The sequence below is a fragment of the Streptomyces sp. NPDC087440 genome, from assembly GCF_044744005.1.
In the GTDB taxonomy this organism is placed as follows: domain Bacteria; phylum Actinomycetota; class Actinomycetes; order Streptomycetales; family Streptomycetaceae; genus Streptomyces.
On the sequence record NZ_JBIUXN010000014.1, the window covers coordinates 219,467 to 241,194 of the forward strand.

The window sequence follows — 21,728 nt, forward strand, 5'->3', positions numbered from 1 at the left end:
CCACGCACACCCTCCCCTTGAGCCGCCCGAACTTCTGTACGGGTGAGCAGACATTAAGGGAGGGATCCCGGGCGCACCCCGACAGACCTCCGGAAACGACGAAGGCCCGGACCGTCGAAACGGTCCGGGCCTTCTGCCGGCGGAGGATACGAGATTCGAACTCGTGAGGGGTTGCCCCCAACACGCTTTCCAAGCGTGCGCCCTAGGCCACTAGGCGAATCCTCCGCCGCAAACAATACAAGACGTTGAGGGGTGCTTGCGACCGCGTTCCCGGGGCGGGGGTCCCGGAGGATCCGCAGGTGGGCCCGGGTCGTATTTGGTGGGGGGCATCCGCTAGGGTGGGCTTCAGCCCCTCACGTGGCGCTATCTGACTGAACTCCCCCAGGGCCGGAAGGCAGCAAGGGTAGGTCGGCTCTGGCGGGTGCGTGGGGGGTCTTTGTGTTCCCGGTGAGGTGTCCCGGGGGCGGAGCGGGACCGGTTGTCAGTGGGTCCCGATAACCTCGTAGATGTGTCGTCCCTTGCGCTGTACCGCCGCTATCGCCCCGAGTCGTTCGCCGAGGTCATCGGGCAGGAGCATGTCACTGCCCCGCTGATGCAGGCCCTGCGGAACAACCGGGTCAACCACGCGTACCTGTTCAGCGGGCCGCGGGGTTGTGGAAAGACGACCAGCGCCCGGATTCTGGCGCGCTGTCTGAACTGTGAGCAGGGGCCGACGCCGACGCCGTGCGGCGCGTGCCAGTCGTGTCAGGACCTGGCGCGCAACGGCCGTGGGTCGATCGACGTGATCGAGATCGACGCCGCTTCGCACGGTGGTGTGGACGATGCGCGTGACCTGCGGGAGAAGGCCTTCTTCGGGCCTGCCAGCAGCCGGTACAAGATCTACATCATCGATGAGGCGCACATGGTGACCTCGGCGGGCTTCAACGCCCTGCTGAAGGTCGTCGAGGAGCCGCCGGAGCACCTGAAGTTCATTTTTGCGACGACCGAGCCCGAGAAGGTCATCGGGACCATCCGGTCGAGGACGCACCACTACCCGTTCCGGCTGGTGCCGCCGGGGACGCTGCGGGACTACCTCGGCGAGGTGTGCGGCCAGGAGGGCATCCCGGTCGCGGACGGCGTGCTCCCGCTGGTGGTGCGGGCCGGGGCCGGGTCCGTACGGGATTCCATGTCGGTCATGGACCAGCTGCTTGCCGGTGCCGCCGATGACGGTGTGACGTATGCCATGGCGACGGGGCTGCTCGGGTACACCGACGGGTCGCTGCTGGATTCCGTGGTGGATGCGTTCGCGGCGGGGGACGGGGCTGCTGCTTTCGAGGTCGTCGACCGGGTCATCGAGGGGGGCAACGACCCGCGGCGGTTCGTGGCGGACCTGCTGGAGCGGTTGCGGGACCTGGTGATCCTGGCGGCCGTGCCGGACGCGGGGGAGAAGGGGCTCATCGACGCCCCCGCCGACGTGGTGGAGCGGATGCAGGCCCAGGCGTCCGTCTTCGGGGCGGCCGAGCTGAGCCGGGCCGCCGATCTGGTCAATTCCGGGCTGACGGAGATGCGGGGGGCGACCTCGCCCCGGTTGCAGCTGGAGCTGATCTGCGCGCGGGTGCTGCTGCCCGCGGCCTTTGACGACGAGCGGTCGGTGCAGGCGCGGCTGGACCGGCTGGAGCGCAGTGGGGGCGGTGGCGGCGGCTTCGTGCCGGGCGGGGGGATGCCCGGGATGCCGCCCGTTGGGTACGTTCCGGGGCCGGAGGCACATGGGGGTGCGGCGGCGCCCGGTCATGTCGCGCCCGCGGCGCCTGTGCCTGCACCCGTGCCCATGCCTGCGCCTGTGGCGGCTCCTGTGGCTGCTGCTCCTGCTGCGCCTGCCCCGGTGGCTGAGGCTCCGGCCCCCGCTCCGGCGCGGCGGCCGGGCGGGTGGCCCACCGCCTCCGCACCGGGGGCGGGGCGGCCGGAGCCCGTCGCGCCGCCGCAGGCTGCCGCTCCGGTGGCCGCCGCGCCGTCCGGACCGGCACAGGCGGCGCAGGCAGCGCCCAGCCAGGCGGCCGCGCAGGGTGCCGCCCAGGTGCGCACCATGTGGCCGAACATCCTGGAGGCCGTCAAGAACAAGCGGCGCTTCACCTGGATCCTGCTCAGCCAGAACGCCCAGGTGGCGGGCTTCGACGGCACCACGCTCCAGGTCGGGTTCCTCAACGCCGGTGCGCGCGACAACTTCGCGAGCAGCGGGAGCGAGGATGTGCTGAAGCAGGTGCTGGCGGAGTCCTTCCAGGTGCAGTGGCGCATCGAGTCCGTGGTGGACGCGGGGGGTGGCGGGGGTGCCGGGGGCGGTCCGGGAGCGGGGCCCTCCGGGGGCTTCGGCGGCGGTGGCTTCGGCGGTGGCGGGGCTCCCGCGCCCCCGGCGGCGCCGCGGCCGCCGCAGGACATGGGGGGTGCGGGGCCCGTGTCGCGGGCGGCGACGTCGTACGCGCCCGCTCCGGCCGCGGCGGCGCCTGCGCCGCAGGTGTCGTACCAGCCCGCGCCTGCGCCCTCGGCTCCGCCGCAGCCCGATCCGGGGCCGCCGCGGCGGGCCGTCTCCGCGGAGGAGGACGTGCCGGAGGACGACGATCCGGATCTGCAGGAGGACGCGTTGTCGGGGTACGACCTGATCGTGCGGGAGTTGGGGGCGACGGTGGTCGAGGAATTCGTCAACGAGTGATGCTGGGCGGGGGCCGGGGGGCCGGGGGGCCGGGGGGCCGGGGTCCGGGGGGCCGGGGGGAGCCGGAGGGCCTCGCCGGGGCCCCGGGGTCGCCTTCCGGCACCGGGCTGCCTCAGCCCCGTCCCGCTGGGGCATGGGGTCCCCAGCCCCGCCCCTTCACCTAAACCCGCGGGGGCATGCACGGTTCCCGTGCGGGTGCGTCGTGGCTGGTCGCGCAGTTCCCCGCGCCCCTGAAGGGCGCGCCCGCGCGGCGGAGCCGCAGATCGGTACGGACCGCGTCCCTGAAGGGCGCGCCCGCGCGGCGGAGCCGCAGATCGGTACGGACCGCGTCCCTGAAGGGGCCCGGGACCTCCCTCGTAACAATGCACAACCACCCACCCCCACCCCCTTGAGAGGGAACTCCAGCCCCGGCGGCCTCTCGTTGCGCCGCAGGCCCTAGGCTTCACCCCGTGAAGGTCCTCGTCATTGGCGGCGGCGCCCGCGAACACGCCCTGTGCCGCTCTCTGTCCCTCGACCCCGACGTCACCGCCCTCTACTGCGCCCCCGGCAACGCCGGCATCGCGGAAGTGGCGGAGCTGCGTCCGGTCGATGCCCTCGACGGGGCCGCCGTCGCGCGCCTCGCCACCGAACTCGACGCCGGTCTTGTCGTCGTCGGCCCCGAGGCCCCCCTCGTCGCCGGTGTCGCCGACGCCGTGCGGGAGGCCGGGATTCCGGTCTTCGGCCCGTCCAAGGAGGCGGCCGAGCTGGAGGGCTCGAAGGCCTTCGCCAAGGACGTGATGGCCGCGGCGGAGGTTCCCACCGCGCGGAGTTACGTCTGCACCACGGCCGAGGAGATCGACTCCGCGCTGGCCGCCTTCGGCGCTCCGTACGTCGTCAAGGACGACGGGCTCGCGGCGGGCAAGGGCGTCGTCGTGACCGAGGACGTGGCGGAGGCGCGGGCGCATGCCCTGGCCTGCGAGCGCGTCGTCATCGAGGAGTTCCTGGACGGTCCCGAGGTGTCGCTGTTCGCGATCACCGACGGGGTGACCGTGCTGCCGCTGCAGCCCGCGCAGGACTTCAAGCGTGCGCTGGACGGCGACCAGGGCCCCAACACCGGTGGCATGGGCGCGTATTCGCCGCTGCCGTGGGCCGACCCGAAGCTCGTCGACGAGGTCATGGAGTCCGTACTCCAGCCGACCGTCGACGAGTTGAGGCGGCGCGGGACGCCGTTCTCGGGGCTGCTCTACGCGGGGCTGGCGATCACCGGTCGCGGTGTGCGGGTCATCGAGTTCAACGCCCGCTTCGGCGACCCCGAGACCCAGGTCGTCCTGGCCCGGCTCCGCACCCCCCTCGCCGGAGTCCTGCTCGGCGCCGCCAACGGCACGCTCGACGCCCTGCCGCCGCTGGCCTGGCGCGACGACGCCGCCGTCACCGTCGTCATCGCCTCGCACAACTACCCCGGCACGCCCCGCACCGGCGACCCCATCGAGGGCCTCGCCGACGTCGCCGCCGAGGACGCTCCGTACGCGTACGTGCTCCACGCCGGGACCCAGCAGGACGGCGACGCCGTGCTCAGCGCCGGTGGGCGCGTGCTGTCGGTGACCGCCACCGGCACCGACCTCACCGAGGCGCGCAGCCGCGCCTACCGCGCCGTCGAGCGCATCCGGCTGGACGGTTCGCAGCACCGTACGGACATCGCCGCGAAGGCCGCCGAAGCCGAAGGGGCCTGAGACCTGAGAACGGTCCCAGCAGGTACGACACGACCGCAGCACACCTGAGTCCCGGGTTCGCCCGGGAAGCCAGCACCTTTACCCAAAGCCATTCCATCGGGTGACGGCTCGCCCATCCGGATGACTCGTGCGGAACCCCCAACTAGGGTGCCGCGCAAGCGTTCCGGCACTTGGCCCACCGACATTGCGATGTCAGTGGCGGGTGCCACAGTGGGGATGTGAGCAACCCATTGGTGGGCGAGCAGGGCAGAGGGGGTGAATCCGGTCGTGTCCGGTGTGTCTGATTCCGGTGCCAGTTCCACTGGCCCTGGTTCTCGGTCAGGTTCTGGTTCCGAGGGCTCCGGCAGTGCGTTCGGTACGGAGCTGGGGGCCCAGGCCGCCCGGTCCCGGGCCGTCGCGGTGCTGCGCGTGCGCAGCCGCGCGCTGGCGGCCGTCCTGCTGCCCGCCGCCGCAGCCGTCGTGCTGCTGGCCGGCGGGTTGACCGGGCGCCTCGACGGCGCGGGCTGGGACGTGGCCCGCTGGGCGGTGTCCGGGGTCGCCCTGGTGGTGCTGCTGGTGGGGTTCGTGGTCGCCGCCGTCGTCGCGCGGGCCCGGCCCGCCGTGACGCCCACGGTCGAGCTGAGCGAGGAGTCCGCCCCCGACCTGTACCGGCTGGTGCGGGACCTGGCCGCGCGGCTCGACGTGCCCGCGCCCTCCGCGATAGCCCTCACCCCGGACTGCGACAGCTGGCTGGAGGACCGCTCGCACCCGTCCGTACGAGGCGGCTCGCAGCCGTCCGCACGGGGTGGCTCGCAGCCGTCCGCACGGGGTGGTTCGCAGCCGTCCGCACGGGGTGGTTCGGACCCGTCCGTCCCGTCCGCACGAGGTGGCGGCGAGGCCCGCGACGCCGAGTCCATACGCGGCGGGGCCGCCCCGGTGCTGGTCATCGGGTCGCCCTTCCTGTGGTGGATGCGGGTCGCCGAGCTGCGCGCCGTCCTCGCCCCGGTCGTCGCCGGTACGGGACCCTCCGCGCACCCCGACATAGCCGCCGCCCGCCGTTTCGTGCGGGGGCTCGACGCGGCCGTCGCGATCGCCGCCAAGCCCGGCCAGGGCGTCGTACGGCGGATCGCGCTCCTCCCGCTCGGGCGGATCTCCCGGCTCCTCCTGGGCGCCTGCCGCGAGCACATCACGCAGCTGGAGCGGGGTGTCGCCGCCGCCGCGTCCGAGCGTGCACAGGCTGTGGACTACGGGCTGCGGATCGTCGCCCAGGAGCAGGTCGGCCTCGCCTACGCGGGCTGGGACCGCCTCCTCACCCGGGTCGCGCTGCCCGCCTGGCGGATGGGCCGCTGGCCCTCCCAGCTGGACGCCGGCGTGGTCTCCGCCCTCACCGAGCTCTCCCGCCGCGACCGCCTCGCCGACGGCTTCGCCACCCGGCTCGGCGAGCGGCCCGCCTGCGACCTCCTGGAGGAGCCCGGGGCGATCGACGAGGCCGCCTCGCTGCTGGCGGCCCGGCTGTTCCACGGGGGGCCCGCGACCGCCGGACCCGACTGGTCGCCGGTCGACTGGCAGGCGTACCCCGAAGAAGTCGTGGACCGGAAGTGGCGCACCGAGGCGGCCCGCCTGCACCGCGTGCTGGACCGGCTCGGCGTCCGCCGCAGCGGCGGCGACCGTACGGGCCCCACGCTGGCCCGCGTCATGGACCACCTGGCCGCCGAGGCCATCACGCTCACCGGCGCCCCCGGCCCCGACGACGGCCGCAGCGACCAGGAGCGCACGGACGCCCTCGCGGCCGGGATCACCGCCGAGGCGGCCCGCGAGGAGGCCGCCGCGCCGCTCCCGGTGCCGGTGGCGCTGGGGGACGGCCAGGAGTTCATGGACGGCGGCGCCTGGAGCGGGGACCCGCTGCCGGTCTTCCCCATCCAGCCGCCCCGCACCGGCCGCGACCTGCTCGCCGACCACGTCACCGCGATGGTCTGCTGCGCGGCGGTCGACACGGCGGGGGCCGCGCCCGGCCTCGACTGGCTGGACGGCCCCTCCCTGCTGGTCGACGGCGTCCGGCGGAACGACCTGGCCGGACCGGTCCTCAGCCTCGTCGAGGACGGCGACCCCGGCCCCCTGCGCACCTGGCTCGCCGAACTCGGCGTCCGCCCGGAGAAACCGGTCCGCCTGGTCTGAGCCCACTCCCGAACCCCACTCCCGAACCCCACTCCCGAACCCCACTCCCGATCCCCGCGCCGTGCGCGAGCCGCCGCGCCGACAAGTCCCACGAACGGAGTACCAAGTTCCGGTTCACGCCAATTCGCGACGAACGGTGACGGAGTGCGTGCTTTATGTGATGTGCTGGGCACTTGGAGCTGACAGCTGACGTACCACTGTTGCCTCGGGCGCCGATGTGCCCCCGTGGTGCCGGAGGGAAGCCAGGGAGGGGCGTGACGTGGCGGCGGAGCAGATTCGCTGGGACTCGGGGGCGCTCGCGCACGCCGTGTCGGACCCCTTCGGACAGGGCCCCCTGCCCTGGCTGCGCGGCGGCGACCAGTACCTCGACGCCGACGGCACGGTCGTCCCCTGGTACGCGGACCTCGACCCGGCCACCGGCGCCAAGGTCCCCCCGCCCCGGCGTACTTCGGGCCCCCGCGCCGCCGACGACGTGAACTGCCAGATCAAGGGCTTCACGTCCTCCGGCTCCGTTCAGCCCGGCGGCGCCGTCGACTTCCACGTCACCGTCAACCCGCCCCAGGAATTCTCGGTCTACGTCTACCGGATCGGCCACTACAGCGGCGCGGGCGCCCAGAAGGTCGACACCAGCCCCCGCCTCTCCGGCATCGTCCAGCCCGCCCCCCTCACCGTCGACCGCACGGTCTCCTGCCACCACTGGTGGCAGTCCTGGCGGCTCCAGATCCCCTCGTACTGGAGCCTCGGCGCGTACGTCGCCGTGCTGACCAGCGCGGACGGGCACCGCACCCACGTCCCCTTCACCGTGCGCGACGACCGCCCCGCCGACTTCCTGCTGCTCCTCCCGGACGTCACCTGGCAGGCGTACAACCTCTTCCCCGAGGACGGCCGCACCGGCGCCAGCCTCTACCACGCCTGGGACGAGAACGGCCGGCTGCTCGGCGAGGAGGACGCCGCCGCCACCGTCTCCTTCGACCGCCCCTACGCCGGTCAGGGCCTGCCCCTGCACGTGGGGCACGCGTACGACTTCATCCGCTGGGCCGAGCGCTACGGCTACGACCTCGCCTACGCCGACGCCCGCGACCTGCACGCCGGCCGCGTCGACACCTCCAAGTACCGGGGCCTGATCTTCCCCGGCCACGACGAGTACTGGTCCGTCCCCATGCGCCGCGCCGCCGAGCGCGCCCGCGACGAGGGCACCTCCCTGGTCTTCCTCTCCGCCAACACCATGTACTGGCAGGTCGAGCTGGGCCCGGCCCCCTCCGGCGTCCCCGACCGCCTGCTGTCCTGCCGCAAGCGCCAGGGCCCCGGAAAGCCCGCCCTGTGGCGCGAGGTCGACAAGCCCGAGCAGCAGCTGATGGGCATCCAGTACGCGGGAAGAGTGCCCGAGCCGAGCCCCCTGGTCGTGCGCAACGCCGAGCACTGGCTGTGGGAGGGCACCGGTGCGGGCGAGGGCGACGAGATCGAGGGCCTGGTCGCGGGCGAGGCCGACCGCTACTTCCCCCGCACCGCCCTCCCGGAGCACCGCGGCCGCATCCTCCTCGCCCACTCCCCGTACCGGGACGGCGAGGGCGCCCTGCGCCACCAGGAGACCTCCCTCTACCGCTCGCCGAGCGGCGCCCTGGTCTTCGCCTCCGGCACCTTCGCCTGGTCCCCCGCACTCGACCGCCCCGGCCACGTGGACCCCCGCATCCAGAAGGCCACCGCCAACCTGCTGGACCGCATCGCCAAGGGCACCTGAGAGCGCCCTCCACACGCCCCCAGCACACCCGTTCCGCGCGCCCCGGCCACCCTGACCGGGGACTTCCCCCGCGCATACGGGAGAATCAACACCGATTGGCCATACCCACGGGGAGGAACCGTGTCCGGATTCGTAGTAAAGCCCGAACCCGTCGAGGTGCCGGGCCTGGTACACCTGCACACCGGCAAGGTGCGCGACCTGTACCAGAACGAGGCGGGCGACCTCGTGATGGTCGCCAGCGACCGCACCAGCGCCTTCGACTGGGTGCTGCCCACCGACATCCCCGACAAGGGCCGCATCCTCACCCAGCTCTCGCTGTGGTGGTTCGACCAGCTCGCGGACCTCGTCCCCAACCACGTCCTGTCCACGGACGTCCCCGCGGGCGCCCCCGCCGACTGGGCCGGCCGCACCCTGGTCTGCACATCCCTGCGGATGGTCCCCGTCGAGTGCGTGGCCCGCGGCTACCTGACCGGCTCCGGCCTGGTCGAGTACCAGGAATCGCGTACGGTCTGCGGCCTCGCCCTCCCCGAGGGCCTGGTCAACGGCTCGGAGCTGCCCGCCCCGATCTTCACGCCCGCCACCAAGGCCGCCGTCGGCGACCACGACGAGAACGTGAGCTACGAGGAGGTCGCCCGCCAGGTCGGCGCGGAGACCGCCGCCCAGCTCCGCCAGGCCACCCTCGCGGTGTACGGCCGGGCCCGCGACATCGCCCGCGACCGGGGCATCATCCTCGCCGACACCAAGTTCGAGTTCGGTTACGAGCCCGCCGCGTCCGGCGACGGCGAGCAGCTGGTCATCGCCGACGAGGTCCTCACCCCGGACTCCTCCCGCTTCTGGCCGGCCGACGACTGGGAGCCGGGCCGCTCGCAGAAGTCCTTCGACAAGCAGTTCATCCGCGACTGGCTGAGCTCGGGGGCCTCCGGCTGGGACCCGAAGTCGGAGAACCCGCCGCCGGCCCTCCCGCAGGAGATCGTGGACGCCTCCCGCGCCAAGTACGTCGAGGCGTACGAGCGCCTGACCGGCCAGAGCTGGTCGTAGTACGTCGGTGGGGCCCGACCCGAGAGGGGCCGGGCCCCACCCCCGGGCACCGCACGAAGAAGGCCCCGGTCGCGATGACCGGGGCCTTCTTCTTTCTCTGGAGCGGACGACCAGGTTCGAACTGGCGACCTCAACCTTGGCAAGGTTGCGCTCTACCAACTGAGCTACGTCCGCGTTGCGCCGTGGCGCGAGGACAACTATACCCAACCTCGCTCCCGTGCGAGACGCACCGCCGCATGACGGTTCTCCGCCCCCAGTTTCGACGCCGCCGACGACAGGTAGTTCCGTACGGTCCCCTGACTCAGCGCGGCCCGCTCGGCGATCTCCGCGACCGGCGCCCCGTGCGCCGCCAGCTCCAGCACCTCGGCCTCCCGGGCGGTCAGCGGCGAGTCCCCGGCCGCGATCGCGTCGGCCGCCAACTCCGGGTCCACATAACGGTTTCCGGCGCGTACGGTACGGATGATCTCGGCCAGCCGCTGCGCGCTCACGGTCTTCGGCACGAACCCGCGCACCCCCGCCGCGAGCGCCCGCTTCAGGTGCCCCGGCAGCCCGTGACTGGTCACGATCATGGTCCGGCAGTCGGGCAGCTCGGTGCGCAGCGATGTGGCCACCGCCACACCGTCCATCCCCGGCATCTGAAGATCCAGCACCGCCACGTCCGGCCGGTGCTGGAGCGCCATGGCCAGCGCCTCGGGCCCGGTGGCCGCTTCCGCGACCACCTCCAGGTCGTCCTCCAGCGCGAGCAGCGCGGCCAGCGCCCCCCGGATCAGGTGCTCGTCGTCGGCGAGCAGCACACGTACGGCACTCATGCGGCACCCGCCCGCGCGCCGAGGCGCCTGAGGAACCGTGCCGTGCCCGTGCGGGGCGTGCTCGCTTGCGGGGTCATGCCCTCGGCTTCCTTCTCCGTACGTGGTGAGGCGTCGTCAGGGGCGGTCAGCGGGACCTCCGCCCGCACCTGGAACAGGCCGCCGTCCGCGGCCCCCGCGACCAGCGTGCCGCCGATCGCCGCCAGCCGTTCGCGCAGCCCCGCGAGGCCCGAACCGGTGGAGCCGACGGTCGCCCCGGCGGCGGCCCCGTCGTTCTCGACGACCAGCACCGCACGCACCCCGTCCGAGGTCAGACGCAGGGTGCAGCTCTTGGGATTGCCGTGCCGCAGCACGTTGGTGGTGGTCTCGCGGACCACCCAGCCGAGCGCCGACTGCACACCCGGGGGCAGGTCGGCCGCGAGGCCGTCCTCGATCTCGCAGCTGATTCCGGCGGCGGCCAGCACTCCGCGCGCGCCCTCGATCTCGTTGCGCAGATCGGCCTCCCGGTACCCGCGCACGACCGCGCGCACCTCGCGCTGCGACTCCTGCGCGATCCGCTGCACCTCGGCCATCTGCTCGGCTGCCTCGGGCCTGCCGCGCTGGGCGAGCTGGACGGCCAGCTCGCTCTTGAGCGCGATGACGGCGAGGTTGCGGCCCATCACGTCGTGCAGGTCCCGCCCGAACCGCAGCCGCTCCTCGGCGACGGCGAGGCGGGCCTCGGTGTCCCGGGCCCGGTCGATCGCCCAGACCATGGACATGAACCAGAGGGAGGAGCGGAAGGCCCCCAGCCCGTAGAGACTGGCCAGGACGACCGTGATCCCGGTGGCCGTGGCGAGGGGGAGGTCCCCCGTCACGGCTCCGATGGCGACGCCCGTCAGCACCGCCGCCGCGACCGTCGCCAGGGTCAGCCGCAGGGCCGTCGACAGGGCGCACACGGAAACCGCGGTCGTGCTGAGGCCGAACATCACCATCAGGACGTAGTCCGCCTCGTCGCCGCCCTGGGCACTGAGCCCACCCGTGGCCTCAAGGGTCACAGCCAGTACGAGGAAGACGACGCCCAGCACCAGGGAGACCGCGCCGGTCCGCCACGGGGCCGGTGCACCGTGCAGCCGGTGGGTGAAGCTGCGTCTGACGGCATGCATGGAGAGCACGGTCTGCACCAGGGACAACGCCACCAGGCCCTGGGCCATCGCGACCGAACCTGAATCCCGGACGAGGTGGGCGCCGAAGGGGCTCATCACACCGAAGAACATGAACCACGGCAGCGCGTACATCGTCACGCGCATGTAGAGGTCCATCTTCGCGGCCTTGCTGCGCCCCCGCCAGAAGCCCTTCATCCCCGTCTCCCTCCTCGAAACCGGCCCCCGCCCCGGACCGGGACGGGGGCCGGAACCCGGCGTCCTACCGCCGCGGCTCCCAGTGGAACCGCTTCTTGGCCGTGTACACCGACAGTACGGTCCACGCCGCCACGACGGCCACGTTGCCCAGCGCTCCGGTCCAGGTCAGTCCACCCGACCAGCCGCCCCGCATCAGCTCCACCACCGGGGAGAACGGCAGCAGTTCGCAGATCCTGGCAGCGGTGTCCGGGAGCGACTCCAGCGGGAAGAACAGCCCGGAGCCGAACATCGACAGGAACATCACCGGCGCGATGGTCAGCTGCGCACCCTCCGCGCTCTTCGTGAACGCCGTGGTCGCGATCGCCAGGAGCACCGCCAGCCCGACCCCGAGCACGATGCCCACCACCACGAACAGCACGTTGGCCGGCATTTCCGCGTCCAGCAGCAGGACCCCCGCCGCCAGCAGCAGCACGCTCTGCACCAGCCCCGCCACCAGTGCGGCGACGGAGGTGCCCGCCAGGATCTCGACGTCGCCCTGCTCACCGGTCCGCAGCCGCTTGAGCACCAGTTCCTCGCGCCGGGTGACGTACGTGCCGACCAGCGTGGTGTAGATGCTGCCGATCATCACGTACGTCAGAGCCGTCGGGATCAGCATCGTGCCCAGCGAAAGACCGTACTTCTCCAGGTCCATGCCCTTGGCTACCGACAGGGAGGAGAAGGTCAGGACGACCGGCATCACCAGGATCATGACCAGGCTGGCCCTGTTCCTTCCCAACAGGGTGAGTTCGGCCCGGGCCATCGCCTTCATCCGGCCCGCGGCCGTGGTGCGTGCTCCGGCCGCGGCCGTCCCGCGTGCGCCGTGCGTCAGCGTCCCGCTCATCGCGCCGCCACCTCTTCCCTCATGTTCGTGTTCGCCGTCGTCTTCGCGTCCCGCGCGATGTGCAGGAAGGCCTCCTCCAGCGAGGCCGACCGCACGTCGAGCCCGCGCAGCTCCACCCCGGTGGCGTCCGCCCAGACCAGCAGTCCGGTGGCCGCCCGCTGAAGTGCGGGGGTGCTCAACTGCACTGTCCTGCCGTGGAGTTGGTGCTCCGTGACGCCGAGCTGCCCGAGCGGTGGCAGGTCCCCCAGGTGGTACCCCTGCGGCAGCTCGAAGCTGATCCGCGACGGGTGCGCGGCGACCACCTCGTCCACCCGCCCCTCGGCGGCGATCCGTCCCTCGTGCATGATCGCCAGCCGGTCGGCCAGCTCCTCGGCCTCTTCCAGGTAGTGCGTCGTCAGCACCACGGTCGTGCCCTGCTCCCGCAGTTCCCGCACCAGCTCCCAGGTCTCGTGCCGCCCCTCGGCGTCCAGACCGGTCGTCGGCTCGTCCAGGAAGAGCACCTCCGGCCGCCCGAGCACCGCCATGGCCAGGTCCAGCCGCCGCCGCTCACCGCCGGACAGCTGGATGACCCGTACGGAACTTCGCTTGGCCAGGCCCACCAGCTCCAGGGCCTCCTCGACCGGACGGGCACCGCTCGTGCAGCCCGCCCACATCCGGGCGGTCTCCAGCACCGTCAACTGCGAGGGGAATCCGCCCTCCTGGAGCATCACGCCGGTCCGGGGACGCACCTGCGTCCGTTCCGCGTACGGGTCGTGGCCGAGGATGCGGACCCGGCCGCCGCTCGGCTCGGCGAGCCCTTCGAGCAGCTCCAGCGTGGAGGTCTTGCCCGCGCCGTTCGTTCCCAGCAGCGCGAAGAGTTCACCGCGCGCCACGGAGAAGGAGACGGATCGGACGGCCTCGAACCCTCCGGCGTACGTCCGCCGGAGCCCTTCGACGTCGATGACAAGCTCTGCGTTGGTGGTCATGTCTCAAGACTCCCGTCGGCTCCGGGCCGTCGGCAGTGCGGGCTGTCATGACTCCCGATGACAAATGTCATGAGCGATCACGGAAGCAGCGATCGGGCAAACAGTGATCGGGCAAACGCAGAAGGCCCCCGTCGTGATGACGGGGGCCTTCTGACTTATGGAGCGGACGACCAGGTTCGAACTGGCGACCTCAACCTTGGCAAGGTTGCGCTCTACCAACTGAGCTACGTCCGCAAGGGGTGGTGCGTGGTGTTGCTTGCTCACCCTACCCGATGCTCCGGGGCTTCCGGAAACCGGTTGAGGCGATGCAGAGCGGGTGACAGGAATTGCACACTGCGCCTTCCCCCTGGAAGGGGGCTGTTCTGCTACTGAACTACACCCGCACGCTGCGTGAGGCGGGGCCTTGCGGCCTTGCCCTTCGGCGTGCTCCAGACTTTAGCCCAGGTACCGGGGTGCGATGCAAATCGGTTCCGGCCGACCTCGCGGGCCGGGCCGGACACCTGTCGTTCCGTCAGAAGGCCCCGGCCGCGCGTCAGTCCGTCAGGAGGCCCGGCCGTGCGTCAGGACGCCTCGGCGAACGCCTCGTAGACCTTCTTCGGGATGCGGCCCCTGGCCGGCACCTCCATCCGGTGCGACCGGGCCCAGGCGCGCACGGCGGCCGGGTCGGGGGCCACCGAGGTGTGCCGGTACACATTGCCCGACTTCGAGTGCTTTCGCGCCGCCGTCACGTAGGGCTTCAGTGCCGTGCGCAGTTTCTTTGCATTGGCGGGATTGAGGTCGATCTCGTACGACTTCCCGTCGAGGCCGAAGGTCACCGTTTCCGCTGCTTCTCCTCCGTCGATGTCGTCGAAGAGCGTGACCACTACGCGTTGAGCCACGGATATCGGTCCTTCCTAGCGGACGAGTACCGGCGTGGGCGCCGATGTCACCGCGCTGACGTGCGGCGATGTCGGCCTTCCGACGGTTTTGAAGCAAGGCGAACGCAATGTTGCTTTCCCTTGTATTCCTTTGTACAGGGGGAGGCATTGCATTGTGAAGCCCAGTCAATTCCGTCCGCGTGTCCGAGGGCAATGGGAGCTCCGCTTTTTTCCCGGATTTTTCCCCGGGTTGTCGGCGTCGATACCGGAACGTGATCGGCCGAGGGGATATCTACCCGCGTAGAATTTTCTGGCGGGTACGCTGGTGAAACCGCCTTAAGCACCACACCACACCGGGAGTGCCAGTGGCACGCGTCGTAGTCGACGTCATGCTCAAGCCCGAGATTCTCGACCCGCAGGGACAGGCGGTGCAGCGTGCACTGCCCCGTCTCGGCTTCGAGGGAATCGCGGACGTCCGTCAGGGGAAGCGTTTCGAGCTGGAGGTGGAGGGGCCGGTCGATGCGGCCGCCCTCGCCCGCATCCACGAGATGGCCGAGACCTTCCTCGCCAACACCGTCATCGAGGACTTCACCGTGCGGGTGGAGGAGGAGAAGTGACCTCTCGTATCGGAGTCGTCACCTTCCCCGGCACGCTCGATGACCAGGACGCGCTGCGCGCCGTCCGCCTCGCCGGCGCCGAGCCGGTGTCTTTGTGGCACCGCGACAAGGACCTTCACCAGGTCGACGCGGTGGTCCTCGCCGGGGGCTTCTCCTACGGCGACTACCTGAGGGCCGGCGCCATCTCGCGGTTCTCGCCGGTGATGGACACGATCATCGGGCAGGCCAAGGCCGGTATGCCGGTCCTGGGCATCTGCAACGGCTTCCAGATCCTCACCGAAGCCCACCTGCTGCCGGGTGCGATGCTCCGCAACAACCACCTCCACTTCATCTGCCGCGACCAGAAGCTGCGGGTGGAGAACGCCGGGACGGCCTGGACTGCCGATTACGAGCAGGGCCAGGAGATCTCCGTACCGCTGAAGAACATGGACGGCCGGTACGTCGCCGACGAGCACACGCTCGACGAACTGGAGGCGGAGGGCCGCGTCGCCTTCCGCTACCTGGACGGCAATCCGAACGGCTCGCTCCGGGACATCGCCGGAATCACGAACGCGGCGGGCAACGTCGTGGGTCTGATGCCGCACCCCGAGCACGCCGTCGAGCCCCTGATCGGTACGGGGCGTACCGATGGGCTCGGGTTCTTCACCTCGATCCTGAAGAAGCTGGTCAACGCCTGATGACTCTGGACACCGTCAAGCACGCTGCCTCGACGCCTGATGTTGAGCTGCCCTGGAAGGAACTCGGCCTCAAGGAGGACGAGTACGCCAAGATCCGCGAGATCCTGGGGCGTCGTCCCACGGGTGCTGAGCTCGCGATGTACTCCGTGATGTGGTCGGAGCACTGCTCGTACAAGAGCAGCAAGGTCCACCTCAAGCAGTTCGGTGAGAAGGTCCCCGCCAACGACGCCATGCTCGTCGGGATCGGCGAGAACGCCGGTGTTGTCGACGTCGGCCAGGGCTATGCGGTCACTTTCAAGGTCGAGTCGCACAACCATCCCTCGTACATCGAGCCCTACCAGGGTGCGGCCACCGGTGTCGGCGGCATCGTCCGCGACATCCTCGCCATGGGCGCGCGCCCGGTCGCGGTCGTGGACCCGCTGCGCTTCGGTGCGGCCGATCACCCGGACACCAAGCGGGTCCTGCCCGGTGTTGTGGCGGGTATTGGCGGCTACGGGAACTGCCTGGGCCTGCCGAACATTGGTGGCGAGGTCGTCTTCGACGCCTGCTACCAGGGCAACCCCCTGGTCAATGCCGGTTGCATCGGCGTCATGAAGCACGAGGACATCCACCTCGCCAAGGCGTCCGGGCCGGGCAACAAGGTCATCCTGTACGGCGCCCGGACCGGCGGCGACGGCATCGGCGGCGTCTCCGTGCTGGCCTCGGAGACCTTTGACGACGCCAAGCCGACGAAGCGTCCCGCCGTGCAGGTGGGTGACCCGTTCCAGGAGAAGCTCCTCATCGAGTGCACCCTGGAGATCTTCGCGGAGAAGCTGGTCGCGGGCATCCAGGACCTGGGTGGTGCCGGACTGTCCTGCGCCACGTCGGAGTTGGCGTCGGCCGGTTCCGGTGGCATGCGGGTGGAGCTGGACACTGTGCACCTGCGTGACTCCTCCCTCTCGCCGGAGGAGATCCTCATGAGCGAGTCGCAGGAGCGGATGTGCGCGATCGTCGAGCCGCAGCATGTCGACCGCTTCCTGGAGATCTGCGAGAAGTGGGACGTCATCGCCACCGTGATCGGTGAGGTGACCGAGGGCTCCCAGCTGGAGATCTTCTGGCACGGCGAGCAGATCGTGGACGTCCCCCCGCGGTCCGTTGCCCATGAGGGCCCCACCTACCACCGGCCCTACGCCCGCCCGTCCTGGCAGGACGCCCTCCAGGCCGACGACGCCAACAAGCTCCCCCGTCCGGCCAATGGGGACGAGCTGCGCGCGCAGGTCCTGAAGCTGGTGGCCTCGCCGAACCAGGCCTCGAAGGCGTGGATCACGGAGCAGTACGACCGTTTCGTGCAGGGCAACACCGTGCTGGCGATGCCCGAGGACGCGGGCATGGTCCGTATCGACGCCGAAACCGGCCTCGGGGTGACCATGGCGACGGACGGCAACGGCCGCTACGCCAAGCTCGACCCGTACACGGGCGCCCAGCTCGCCCTCGCCGAGTCGTACCGCAACGTGGCCACGACGGGCGCGAAGCCGCTCGCGATCTCGGACTGCCTGAACTTCGGTTCGCCCGAGGACCCGGATGTGATGTGGCAGTTCGCGGAGGCCACCCGGGGTCTCGCGGACGGCTGCCTGGAACTGGGCACCCCCGTCACCGGCGGCAACGTCTCGCTGTACAACCAGACCGGTGAGACCGCGATCCACCCCACGCCGGTCGTCGCGGTCCTCGGTGTGATCGATGACGTCGCCCGCCGCACCCCGATGGCCTTCGCGCAGGAAGGGCAGCTGCTGTACCTCCTCGGCGACACCCACGAGGAACTCGGCGGGTCGGCGTGGTCGGAGGTCGTGCACAACCACCTCGGCGGGATGCCGCCCAAGGTCGACCTGGCCCGCGAGAAGCTCCTCGGCGAGATCCTCATCTCGGCCTCCCGGGACGGCATGATCGACGCCGCCCACGACCTGTCCGACGGCGGTCTGATCCAGGCGGTCACCGAGTCCTGCCTGCGCGGCGGCAAGGGTGCACGCCTGGTGGTGCCGGACGGGCTCGACCCGTTCGTGTTCCTCTTCTCGGAGTCGGCGGGCCGTGCGGTCGTGTCGATCCCGCGGAGCGAGGAGCTGCGCTTCAACGACATGTGCGGGGCACGCGGCCTGCCCGTCACCCGCATCGGCGTCGTCGACGGCGAAGAGATCGAGATCCAGGGCCAGTTCAGCATCCCGCTGAACGAACTCAAGGACGCACACGAGGCGACGATTCCGGGTCTGCTGGCCTGAGTCGCTGCGGTGTGAGTGCGGCCCCGCCCGGGGAGACCGGGGCGGGGCCGTGCTCGTGTGCGGGGTCAGGTGCCGAGGACGGTGGTACGGACGCCGGGCAGGTCGGTGAACCCGGCCTTCTCGTCAAGGGTGACGAGCGAGCGGGCGGTGGCCACGGCGGTGGCTGCGATGATCAGGTCGTGCGCACCCCGGGGCCTTCCCGTGCGGCGGACGTGCGCCAGGAGTCGGGCGTGGGCGCGGGCGACCTCCAGGCCATACTCCTCGACCGGTACGACCGCGAGGATCGCGGTGACGAAGTCCTCGCGCGCCTGCCGCCGGGCCTCGTCGGCCAGCTCGATGCCCAGGAGCAGTTCGGCGGCGGTGACGGCGGAGATGGTCACGTCGTCGTCGGCGGCGAAGACAAGAGGGGCGCTGGACCGCTCCAGGGAGATCAGGACGTCGGTGTCGAGGATCAGGCGCCGGGCCACGTCGCCCCCAGCTCGTCGGTGGTCAGTGAGCGGGCGGCTGCGATGTCCGAGGCGAACGAATCGTCGGGGCGGCAGGAGGCGAGTATGTCGTTCAGCGCTGCGCCGTTGCCTGCTGGGGCGGGACCGATCAGGGCGAGCCGGCGACCGGCGCGGGTGATCACTATTTCCTCGCCGCGCTCGGCGGCGTCCAGCACGGCTGCGAAGTTCCGGGACGCTTCGGTGGCGGTCATCAGCCTCATGGAATCAGAATATCTGATTCCATGAGGCTGTGTCGGCCGGTGGAATGCGGGGGCTGGTGCACACCGGGCCGAATCGGCCGGGGCGGTTCCCTACGGACGTGTGCCCGGGGCCGGGGTGTGCACGGGGGCGAGGCGGCCGGGCGGGCGGAGGATGTCGGGCCGCGCTCGATGCGGGAGGCGGTGCTGTACGGAATCCCCGCGTCCAGTGCGGAGGTGGTGTGCGGCGGCGCGGTCGACGGGCCCGAGGGGCGGGTCGCGGTGGAGCGGGGGATGGCTTCGGCGGGCCGGAACGTATGACTCGTACAAGGAATGACGCGTACAAGAAATGTGGAGGGAAGCACCGTGGGGAAGACCGAGCAGGACACGGAGGCGATCGGCGCCGAGCCCCGGCAGTGGGCCGCCGGGACGGTCGGGCGGGGGGTGGGGGCGTTCTGCCTCGCCATGGCGGGGGCTGCCGTGTATCTGGTGCTCACCCAGGAGTTCACCTGGTCGTCCGGCGTACTGATCGCCGGAGCGGCCTTCTGGACGAGCGCGGCCGCGACGGGCCTCAACTGGCGGGTGACGGCGGACCGTTCCGGTGTGTGGGTGACAGGGGCCTGGGCGGTGAAGGCGGTGCCCTGGGAGGAGATACAGAAGGTCGTGATCGACCACGACAGCTTTGCGGTGCACCGGGCCAAGGGGACGACCGTCACCCTGCGGCCCACCGGCGTGATGCGGCTGGAGCGGCGGAGCGTCGCGGGACATGCGGCGGGCCGGGCCGCCGACGCGGTACGCGCCATGCTCGCCGACCCGGAACTGCGGCCCGCGCGGGACAGCGTTCCCGGGGAGCAGGGGATGCCGCTGGGGCCGGTGCTGGTGGTGGGGCTGCTGGCGTGGGGGGCGTGTGTGTACTGGTTGTTCTGAGGGGCGTGCGTCTACTGGCTGTTCCGAGGGGGCGGCAGCGGGTTGATCAACTCGGGGGACAGGAAGCGGCTGTCACGCCAATACTTCGCTCATGATCAGTCCTGCCCCGATACCTCCCCGCTCCACGCTGCCCCCGGGCGCGCGCCCTCCCGATGCCGTGCCCTGGAGCGGTGAGGACGCCAAGGCGTGGCGCGCTGCGGGTGTGCCGCGGTGGGCCCGGCCGCGTGTGGTGGCGTGGGGGCTGGCGCTCGTCCTGCTGGTGTGCCTGATCCTCGCTTTTGTCGCGGCGGACAGCGGGCCCGGGTGCACGGACGCGGCCCCGTGCGGGACCGAGTGGGTCGGCTATGCGGTCGTGGCCTTCTTCGCGACGCTGCCGTACCTGTGCCTCAGGCTGCCCGGGGTCGCCGTCTGGATGCTTCCCGTGGCCTCGGCGCCGGCGCTGACGGGGGTGTTCGACGCCGACCTGCCGGACACGCCCGCCGACCTGATCGGCAGGTGGCTGATGGTGGTCGCCCCGCTGCTCGCCCTCGTCCCGGTGATCGTGCGTCTGCGGGCGCGCCGCCGCCAGCGTGCGGTGTTCCTGAAGGTGACGCAGGGCCGTACCGCGCCGCTGCCCGAGGGGTTCGGCCGGGACGGGCGGGCCGTGCACCGGTGCTGGGCGGGGGCCGTCCTGCTGCTGGTGGCCGGTGGGCTCCTGACCTGGGGCGCGGTGGCCACGTCGGCCTCCGACGCGCGGGACGCGAAGGCCACCCGTACGGTCGCGACCGTCCTCGAAGGGGTCGACCTGGACGAGGGCGGAACGGTACGCGTACGGACGGCGGCCGGCGGGGAGCAGACCCTGGCCTCGCTGTACCCGCTCGACCACCCGGTGGGCTCGCGGGTGACCGTGCTGAGCGGCGAGGGCCCGCCCCGCCTGGCCGCCGAACGGTACGACGCCGTCGACCAGCAGATGTACGCGCTGCCCTTCCTGGTCACCGGCGTTCTCCTGCTGGCCAAGAGCCTCCAACTGCACCTGGCCCGGCGGGCGCTGCGCAGGGGCGAGCAGCCGGTGCTGCGGGTGTTCGCGGCGGGGCACTTCGCGTGGCAGCGGCTGTACGCGGCCACCGACACGGAGCTGTCGGGGGCGGCGGTCGACTGTGCGGCGCCCGCGTACGGCGAGGCGGTGTGGGTGCTCGGGGAGCCTCAGGAGGGGCCCGACGAGGAGGATGAGGAGGGCGCGGAGGATGAGGAGGACGAGGAGGAGGACCACGGCGAACACCCCGCCTGGCGCGGGGACGCGGTCGTCCACGGCATCCTGGCCGAGGGCTCCGAGATCGCCGTCCTCCAGTCCTGCCTGCCCCTGCTGTCCCGCCTGAACCCGCTGCCCCCCGGCCACGGGGCGGACGCTGCCGACGAGGAAAACGCGCTGGTCGTCGCCATGACGGTGGGCGGGAGCAACAGCCGCGAGGGGGCGAACCTGGCGGCGGCCGTGATCGGTGGCCTCCTCTGACGGCGCGCATTGTCGGTGGCCTGCTCCGACGGCGGCCGTGATCGGTGGACTTTTCCGACGGCGGTCGTTGTCAGTGGCCTCCTCTAACCTCGGGGACATGGCACAGAACGCTCGCTCCACGACCGGCCGCAAGAAGCCCCGTGCGTACGACCCGGTGAAGACCCGGGCCGCCGTGCTCGCCCAGTTCGGGCTGGTCAGGGAGGTCGTCGAGGGGCTCTCCGAGGAGCAGCTCGCGCGGCCGAGCGGGCTGGGGGAGTGGTCGGTGCGCGAGCTGGCCGCGCACCTGTCGATGGCGGTGGGTTCCGTCGTGCGGAGTCTGGGGGAGCCGTCGCCGGGTGCGGCCGAAGTGGGGCTGCTGGACTGGCCGTTCGCCACGGAGAAGCACGCGGGGCGGATCGCGGAGGACACGGCGGGCATCGCCGCGAGCGGGCCGATCAGCGAGTTGTACGGGAAGGTCGCGGCCGGAATCGCCGAAGCGCTGCCCGGCGCGGACGACGACCGGGTGGTGCCCACGCGGGTCGGCGCGATGCGGTTCGCGGACTTCCTCGTCACCCGCACCGTCGAGTTGGTCGTGCACAGCGACGACCTGGCGCGGGCGACGGGGGTCGAGGTGCCGCTCGACCGGCAGGCGCTGGCCGCCTGCACCCGCCTCCTCGCGGACGCCCTCGCCGTGAAGGCCCCCGGAGCCTCCACGGAGGTGCGGATCCCGCCGTTCGCGGTGGTGCAGTGCATCGAGGGCCCGAGGCACACCCGGGGCACCCCGCCCAACGTGGTGGAGACCGACCCGCTGACCTGGGTGCGGCTTGCCACAGGACGTACACAATGGGCCGACGCGATCGAGAACGCGCAGGTCAGCGCCAGTGGCGAGCGTGCGGATCTGGTGGGGGTGCTGCCGATTCTGGGATGAAAGGGAACGCCTG

General features: G+C 71.7%; 19 protein-coding genes, 4 tRNA genes and 1 other RNA gene. 13 read left to right on the forward strand and 11 right to left on the reverse strand.

Annotation, left to right across the window (positions count from 1 at the left end; genetic code table 11):
* Nucleotides 1-140: 140 nt before the first annotated feature.
* A tRNA-Ser gene (locus tag ACIO3O_RS26465) sits at nucleotides 141-225 on the reverse strand.
* A 119-nt stretch (nucleotides 226-344) separates the two neighbouring features.
* On the opposite strand from ACIO3O_RS26465, the gene ffs reads away from it, so the two are divergent.
* The 6 genes from ffs to ACIO3O_RS26495 all read left to right on the forward strand — a co-directional run bounded on the left by ffs (nucleotide 345) and on the right by ACIO3O_RS26495 (nucleotide 9,322).
* Nucleotides 345-441, forward strand: an RNA gene (gene ffs, locus ACIO3O_RS26470) — signal recognition particle sRNA small type.
* A 67-nt stretch (nucleotides 442-508) separates the two neighbouring features.
* A complete protein-coding gene (locus tag ACIO3O_RS26475; RefSeq protein ID WP_401749913.1) occupies nucleotides 509-2,683 on the forward strand; it encodes a DNA polymerase III subunit gamma and tau in 2,175 nt (724 codons plus the stop codon).
* A gap of 449 nt (nucleotides 2,684-3,132) precedes the next feature.
* Nucleotides 3,133-4,392 carry a phosphoribosylamine--glycine ligase gene (purD, locus tag ACIO3O_RS26480; RefSeq protein WP_401749915.1) on the forward strand — a complete coding sequence of 420 codons (1,260 nt, stop codon included), beginning with the start codon at nucleotides 3,133-3,135 and terminating at the stop codon, nucleotides 4,390-4,392.
* A gap of 399 nt (nucleotides 4,393-4,791) precedes the next feature.
* The gene (locus tag ACIO3O_RS26485; protein ID WP_401749917.1) at nucleotides 4,792-6,546 is read left to right on the forward strand and encodes a hypothetical protein; all 1,755 of its coding nucleotides are present in this window, start codon (nucleotides 4,792-4,794) and stop codon (nucleotides 6,544-6,546) included.
* 259 nt (nucleotides 6,547-6,805) lie between these two features.
* Complete coding sequence (locus tag ACIO3O_RS26490; RefSeq protein ID WP_401749919.1) at nucleotides 6,806-8,284, forward strand: N,N-dimethylformamidase beta subunit family domain-containing protein; 1,479 nt, start codon at nucleotides 6,806-6,808, stop codon at nucleotides 8,282-8,284.
* 120 nt (nucleotides 8,285-8,404) lie between these two features.
* Nucleotides 8,405-9,322 (forward strand): phosphoribosylaminoimidazolesuccinocarboxamide synthase, encoded by a 918-nt coding sequence (locus ACIO3O_RS26495; RefSeq protein ID WP_401749920.1) that lies wholly within the window; start codon nucleotides 8,405-8,407, stop codon nucleotides 9,320-9,322.
* Between the two features lie 98 nt (nucleotides 9,323-9,420).
* On the opposite strand, the gene ACIO3O_RS26500 is transcribed toward ACIO3O_RS26495, so the two are convergent.
* The 8 genes from ACIO3O_RS26500 to ACIO3O_RS26535 all read right to left on the reverse strand — a co-directional run bounded on the left by ACIO3O_RS26500 (nucleotide 9,421) and on the right by ACIO3O_RS26535 (nucleotide 14,188).
* Nucleotides 9,421-9,496: transfer RNA gene (locus ACIO3O_RS26500), tRNA-Gly, on the reverse strand.
* 23 nt (nucleotides 9,497-9,519) lie between these two features.
* Nucleotides 9,520-10,131 (reverse strand): response regulator, encoded by a 612-nt coding sequence (locus tag ACIO3O_RS26505; RefSeq protein ID WP_401749922.1) that lies wholly within the window; start codon nucleotides 10,129-10,131, stop codon nucleotides 9,520-9,522.
* A complete protein-coding gene (locus tag ACIO3O_RS26510) occupies nucleotides 10,128-11,465 on the reverse strand; it encodes a sensor histidine kinase (protein ID WP_401749924.1) in 1,338 nt (445 codons plus the stop codon). Before ACIO3O_RS26510 ends, ACIO3O_RS26505 begins: the two co-directional genes overlap by 4 nt.
* 64 nt (nucleotides 11,466-11,529) lie before the next feature.
* Nucleotides 11,530-12,345 (reverse strand): ABC transporter permease, encoded by an 816-nt coding sequence (locus tag ACIO3O_RS26515; RefSeq protein WP_401749926.1) that lies wholly within the window; start codon nucleotides 12,343-12,345, stop codon nucleotides 11,530-11,532.
* Entirely contained in the window at nucleotides 12,342-13,310 is a 969-nt protein-coding gene (locus ACIO3O_RS26520; protein WP_401749928.1) for an ABC transporter ATP-binding protein, read from the reverse strand. The genes ACIO3O_RS26515 and ACIO3O_RS26520 overlap by 4 nt, the downstream gene beginning before the upstream one ends.
* Before the next feature lie 158 nt (nucleotides 13,311-13,468).
* Nucleotides 13,469-13,544: transfer RNA gene (locus ACIO3O_RS26525), tRNA-Gly, on the reverse strand.
* A gap of 77 nt (nucleotides 13,545-13,621) precedes the next feature.
* Nucleotides 13,622-13,693: transfer RNA gene (locus ACIO3O_RS26530), tRNA-Gly, on the reverse strand.
* A gap of 177 nt (nucleotides 13,694-13,870) precedes the next feature.
* Nucleotides 13,871-14,188, reverse strand: coding sequence for an Lsr2 family protein (locus ACIO3O_RS26535; RefSeq protein WP_401749930.1), 318 nt, complete (start codon nucleotides 14,186-14,188; stop codon nucleotides 13,871-13,873).
* Nucleotides 14,189-14,532: 344 nt separating this feature from the next.
* Here ACIO3O_RS26535 and purS point away from each other — a divergent pair, with 344 nt between their 5' ends.
* The 3 genes from purS to purL are packed head-to-tail and all read left to right on the forward strand — an operon-like array spanning nucleotide 14,533 to nucleotide 17,710.
* Nucleotides 14,533-14,784 (forward strand): phosphoribosylformylglycinamidine synthase subunit PurS, encoded by a 252-nt coding sequence (purS, locus tag ACIO3O_RS26540; RefSeq protein WP_401749932.1) that lies wholly within the window; start codon nucleotides 14,533-14,535, stop codon nucleotides 14,782-14,784.
* The gene (gene purQ / locus ACIO3O_RS26545; RefSeq protein ID WP_401749934.1) at nucleotides 14,781-15,461 is read left to right on the forward strand and encodes a phosphoribosylformylglycinamidine synthase subunit PurQ; all 681 of its coding nucleotides are present in this window, start codon (nucleotides 14,781-14,783) and stop codon (nucleotides 15,459-15,461) included. The genes purS and purQ overlap by 4 nt, the downstream gene beginning before the upstream one ends.
* Nucleotides 15,461-17,710 (forward strand): phosphoribosylformylglycinamidine synthase subunit PurL, encoded by a 2,250-nt coding sequence (purL, locus tag ACIO3O_RS26550; protein WP_401749936.1) that lies wholly within the window; start codon nucleotides 15,461-15,463, stop codon nucleotides 17,708-17,710. The genes purQ and purL overlap by 1 nt, the downstream gene beginning before the upstream one ends.
* 65 nt (nucleotides 17,711-17,775) lie before the next feature.
* Here the strand turns inward: purL and ACIO3O_RS26555 are convergent, their stop codons facing one another.
* Nucleotides 17,776-18,177: a PIN domain-containing protein gene (locus tag ACIO3O_RS26555; RefSeq protein ID WP_401749938.1), complete on the reverse strand. Its 402-nt coding sequence runs from the start codon at nucleotides 18,175-18,177 to the stop codon at nucleotides 17,776-17,778.
* Nucleotides 18,162-18,407 carry a type II toxin-antitoxin system Phd/YefM family antitoxin gene (locus ACIO3O_RS26560; RefSeq protein WP_401749940.1) on the reverse strand — a complete coding sequence of 82 codons (246 nt, stop codon included), beginning with the start codon at nucleotides 18,405-18,407 and terminating at the stop codon, nucleotides 18,162-18,164. The genes ACIO3O_RS26555 and ACIO3O_RS26560 overlap by 16 nt, the downstream gene beginning before the upstream one ends.
* Nucleotides 18,408-18,533: 126 nt before the next feature.
* Here ACIO3O_RS26560 and ACIO3O_RS26565 point away from each other — a divergent pair, with 126 nt between their 5' ends.
* The 4 genes from ACIO3O_RS26565 to ACIO3O_RS26580 all read left to right on the forward strand — a co-directional run bounded on the left by ACIO3O_RS26565 (nucleotide 18,534) and on the right by ACIO3O_RS26580 (nucleotide 21,715).
* Entirely contained in the window at nucleotides 18,534-18,713 is a 180-nt protein-coding gene (locus ACIO3O_RS26565; RefSeq protein ID WP_401749942.1) for a hypothetical protein, read from the forward strand.
* A 45-nt stretch (nucleotides 18,714-18,758) separates the two neighbouring features.
* The gene (locus tag ACIO3O_RS26570) at nucleotides 18,759-19,319 is read left to right on the forward strand and encodes a hypothetical protein (protein WP_401749944.1); all 561 of its coding nucleotides are present in this window, start codon (nucleotides 18,759-18,761) and stop codon (nucleotides 19,317-19,319) included.
* Between the two features lie 91 nt (nucleotides 19,320-19,410).
* Nucleotides 19,411-20,808: a hypothetical protein gene (locus tag ACIO3O_RS26575; protein ID WP_401749946.1), complete on the forward strand. Its 1,398-nt coding sequence runs from the start codon at nucleotides 19,411-19,413 to the stop codon at nucleotides 20,806-20,808.
* Nucleotides 20,809-20,905: 97 nt separating this feature from the next.
* Nucleotides 20,906-21,715, forward strand: a complete 810-nt coding sequence (locus ACIO3O_RS26580; protein WP_401749949.1) for a sterol carrier family protein — start codon at nucleotides 20,906-20,908, stop codon at nucleotides 21,713-21,715.
* The last annotated feature ends 13 nt before the right edge of the window (nucleotides 21,716-21,728 follow it).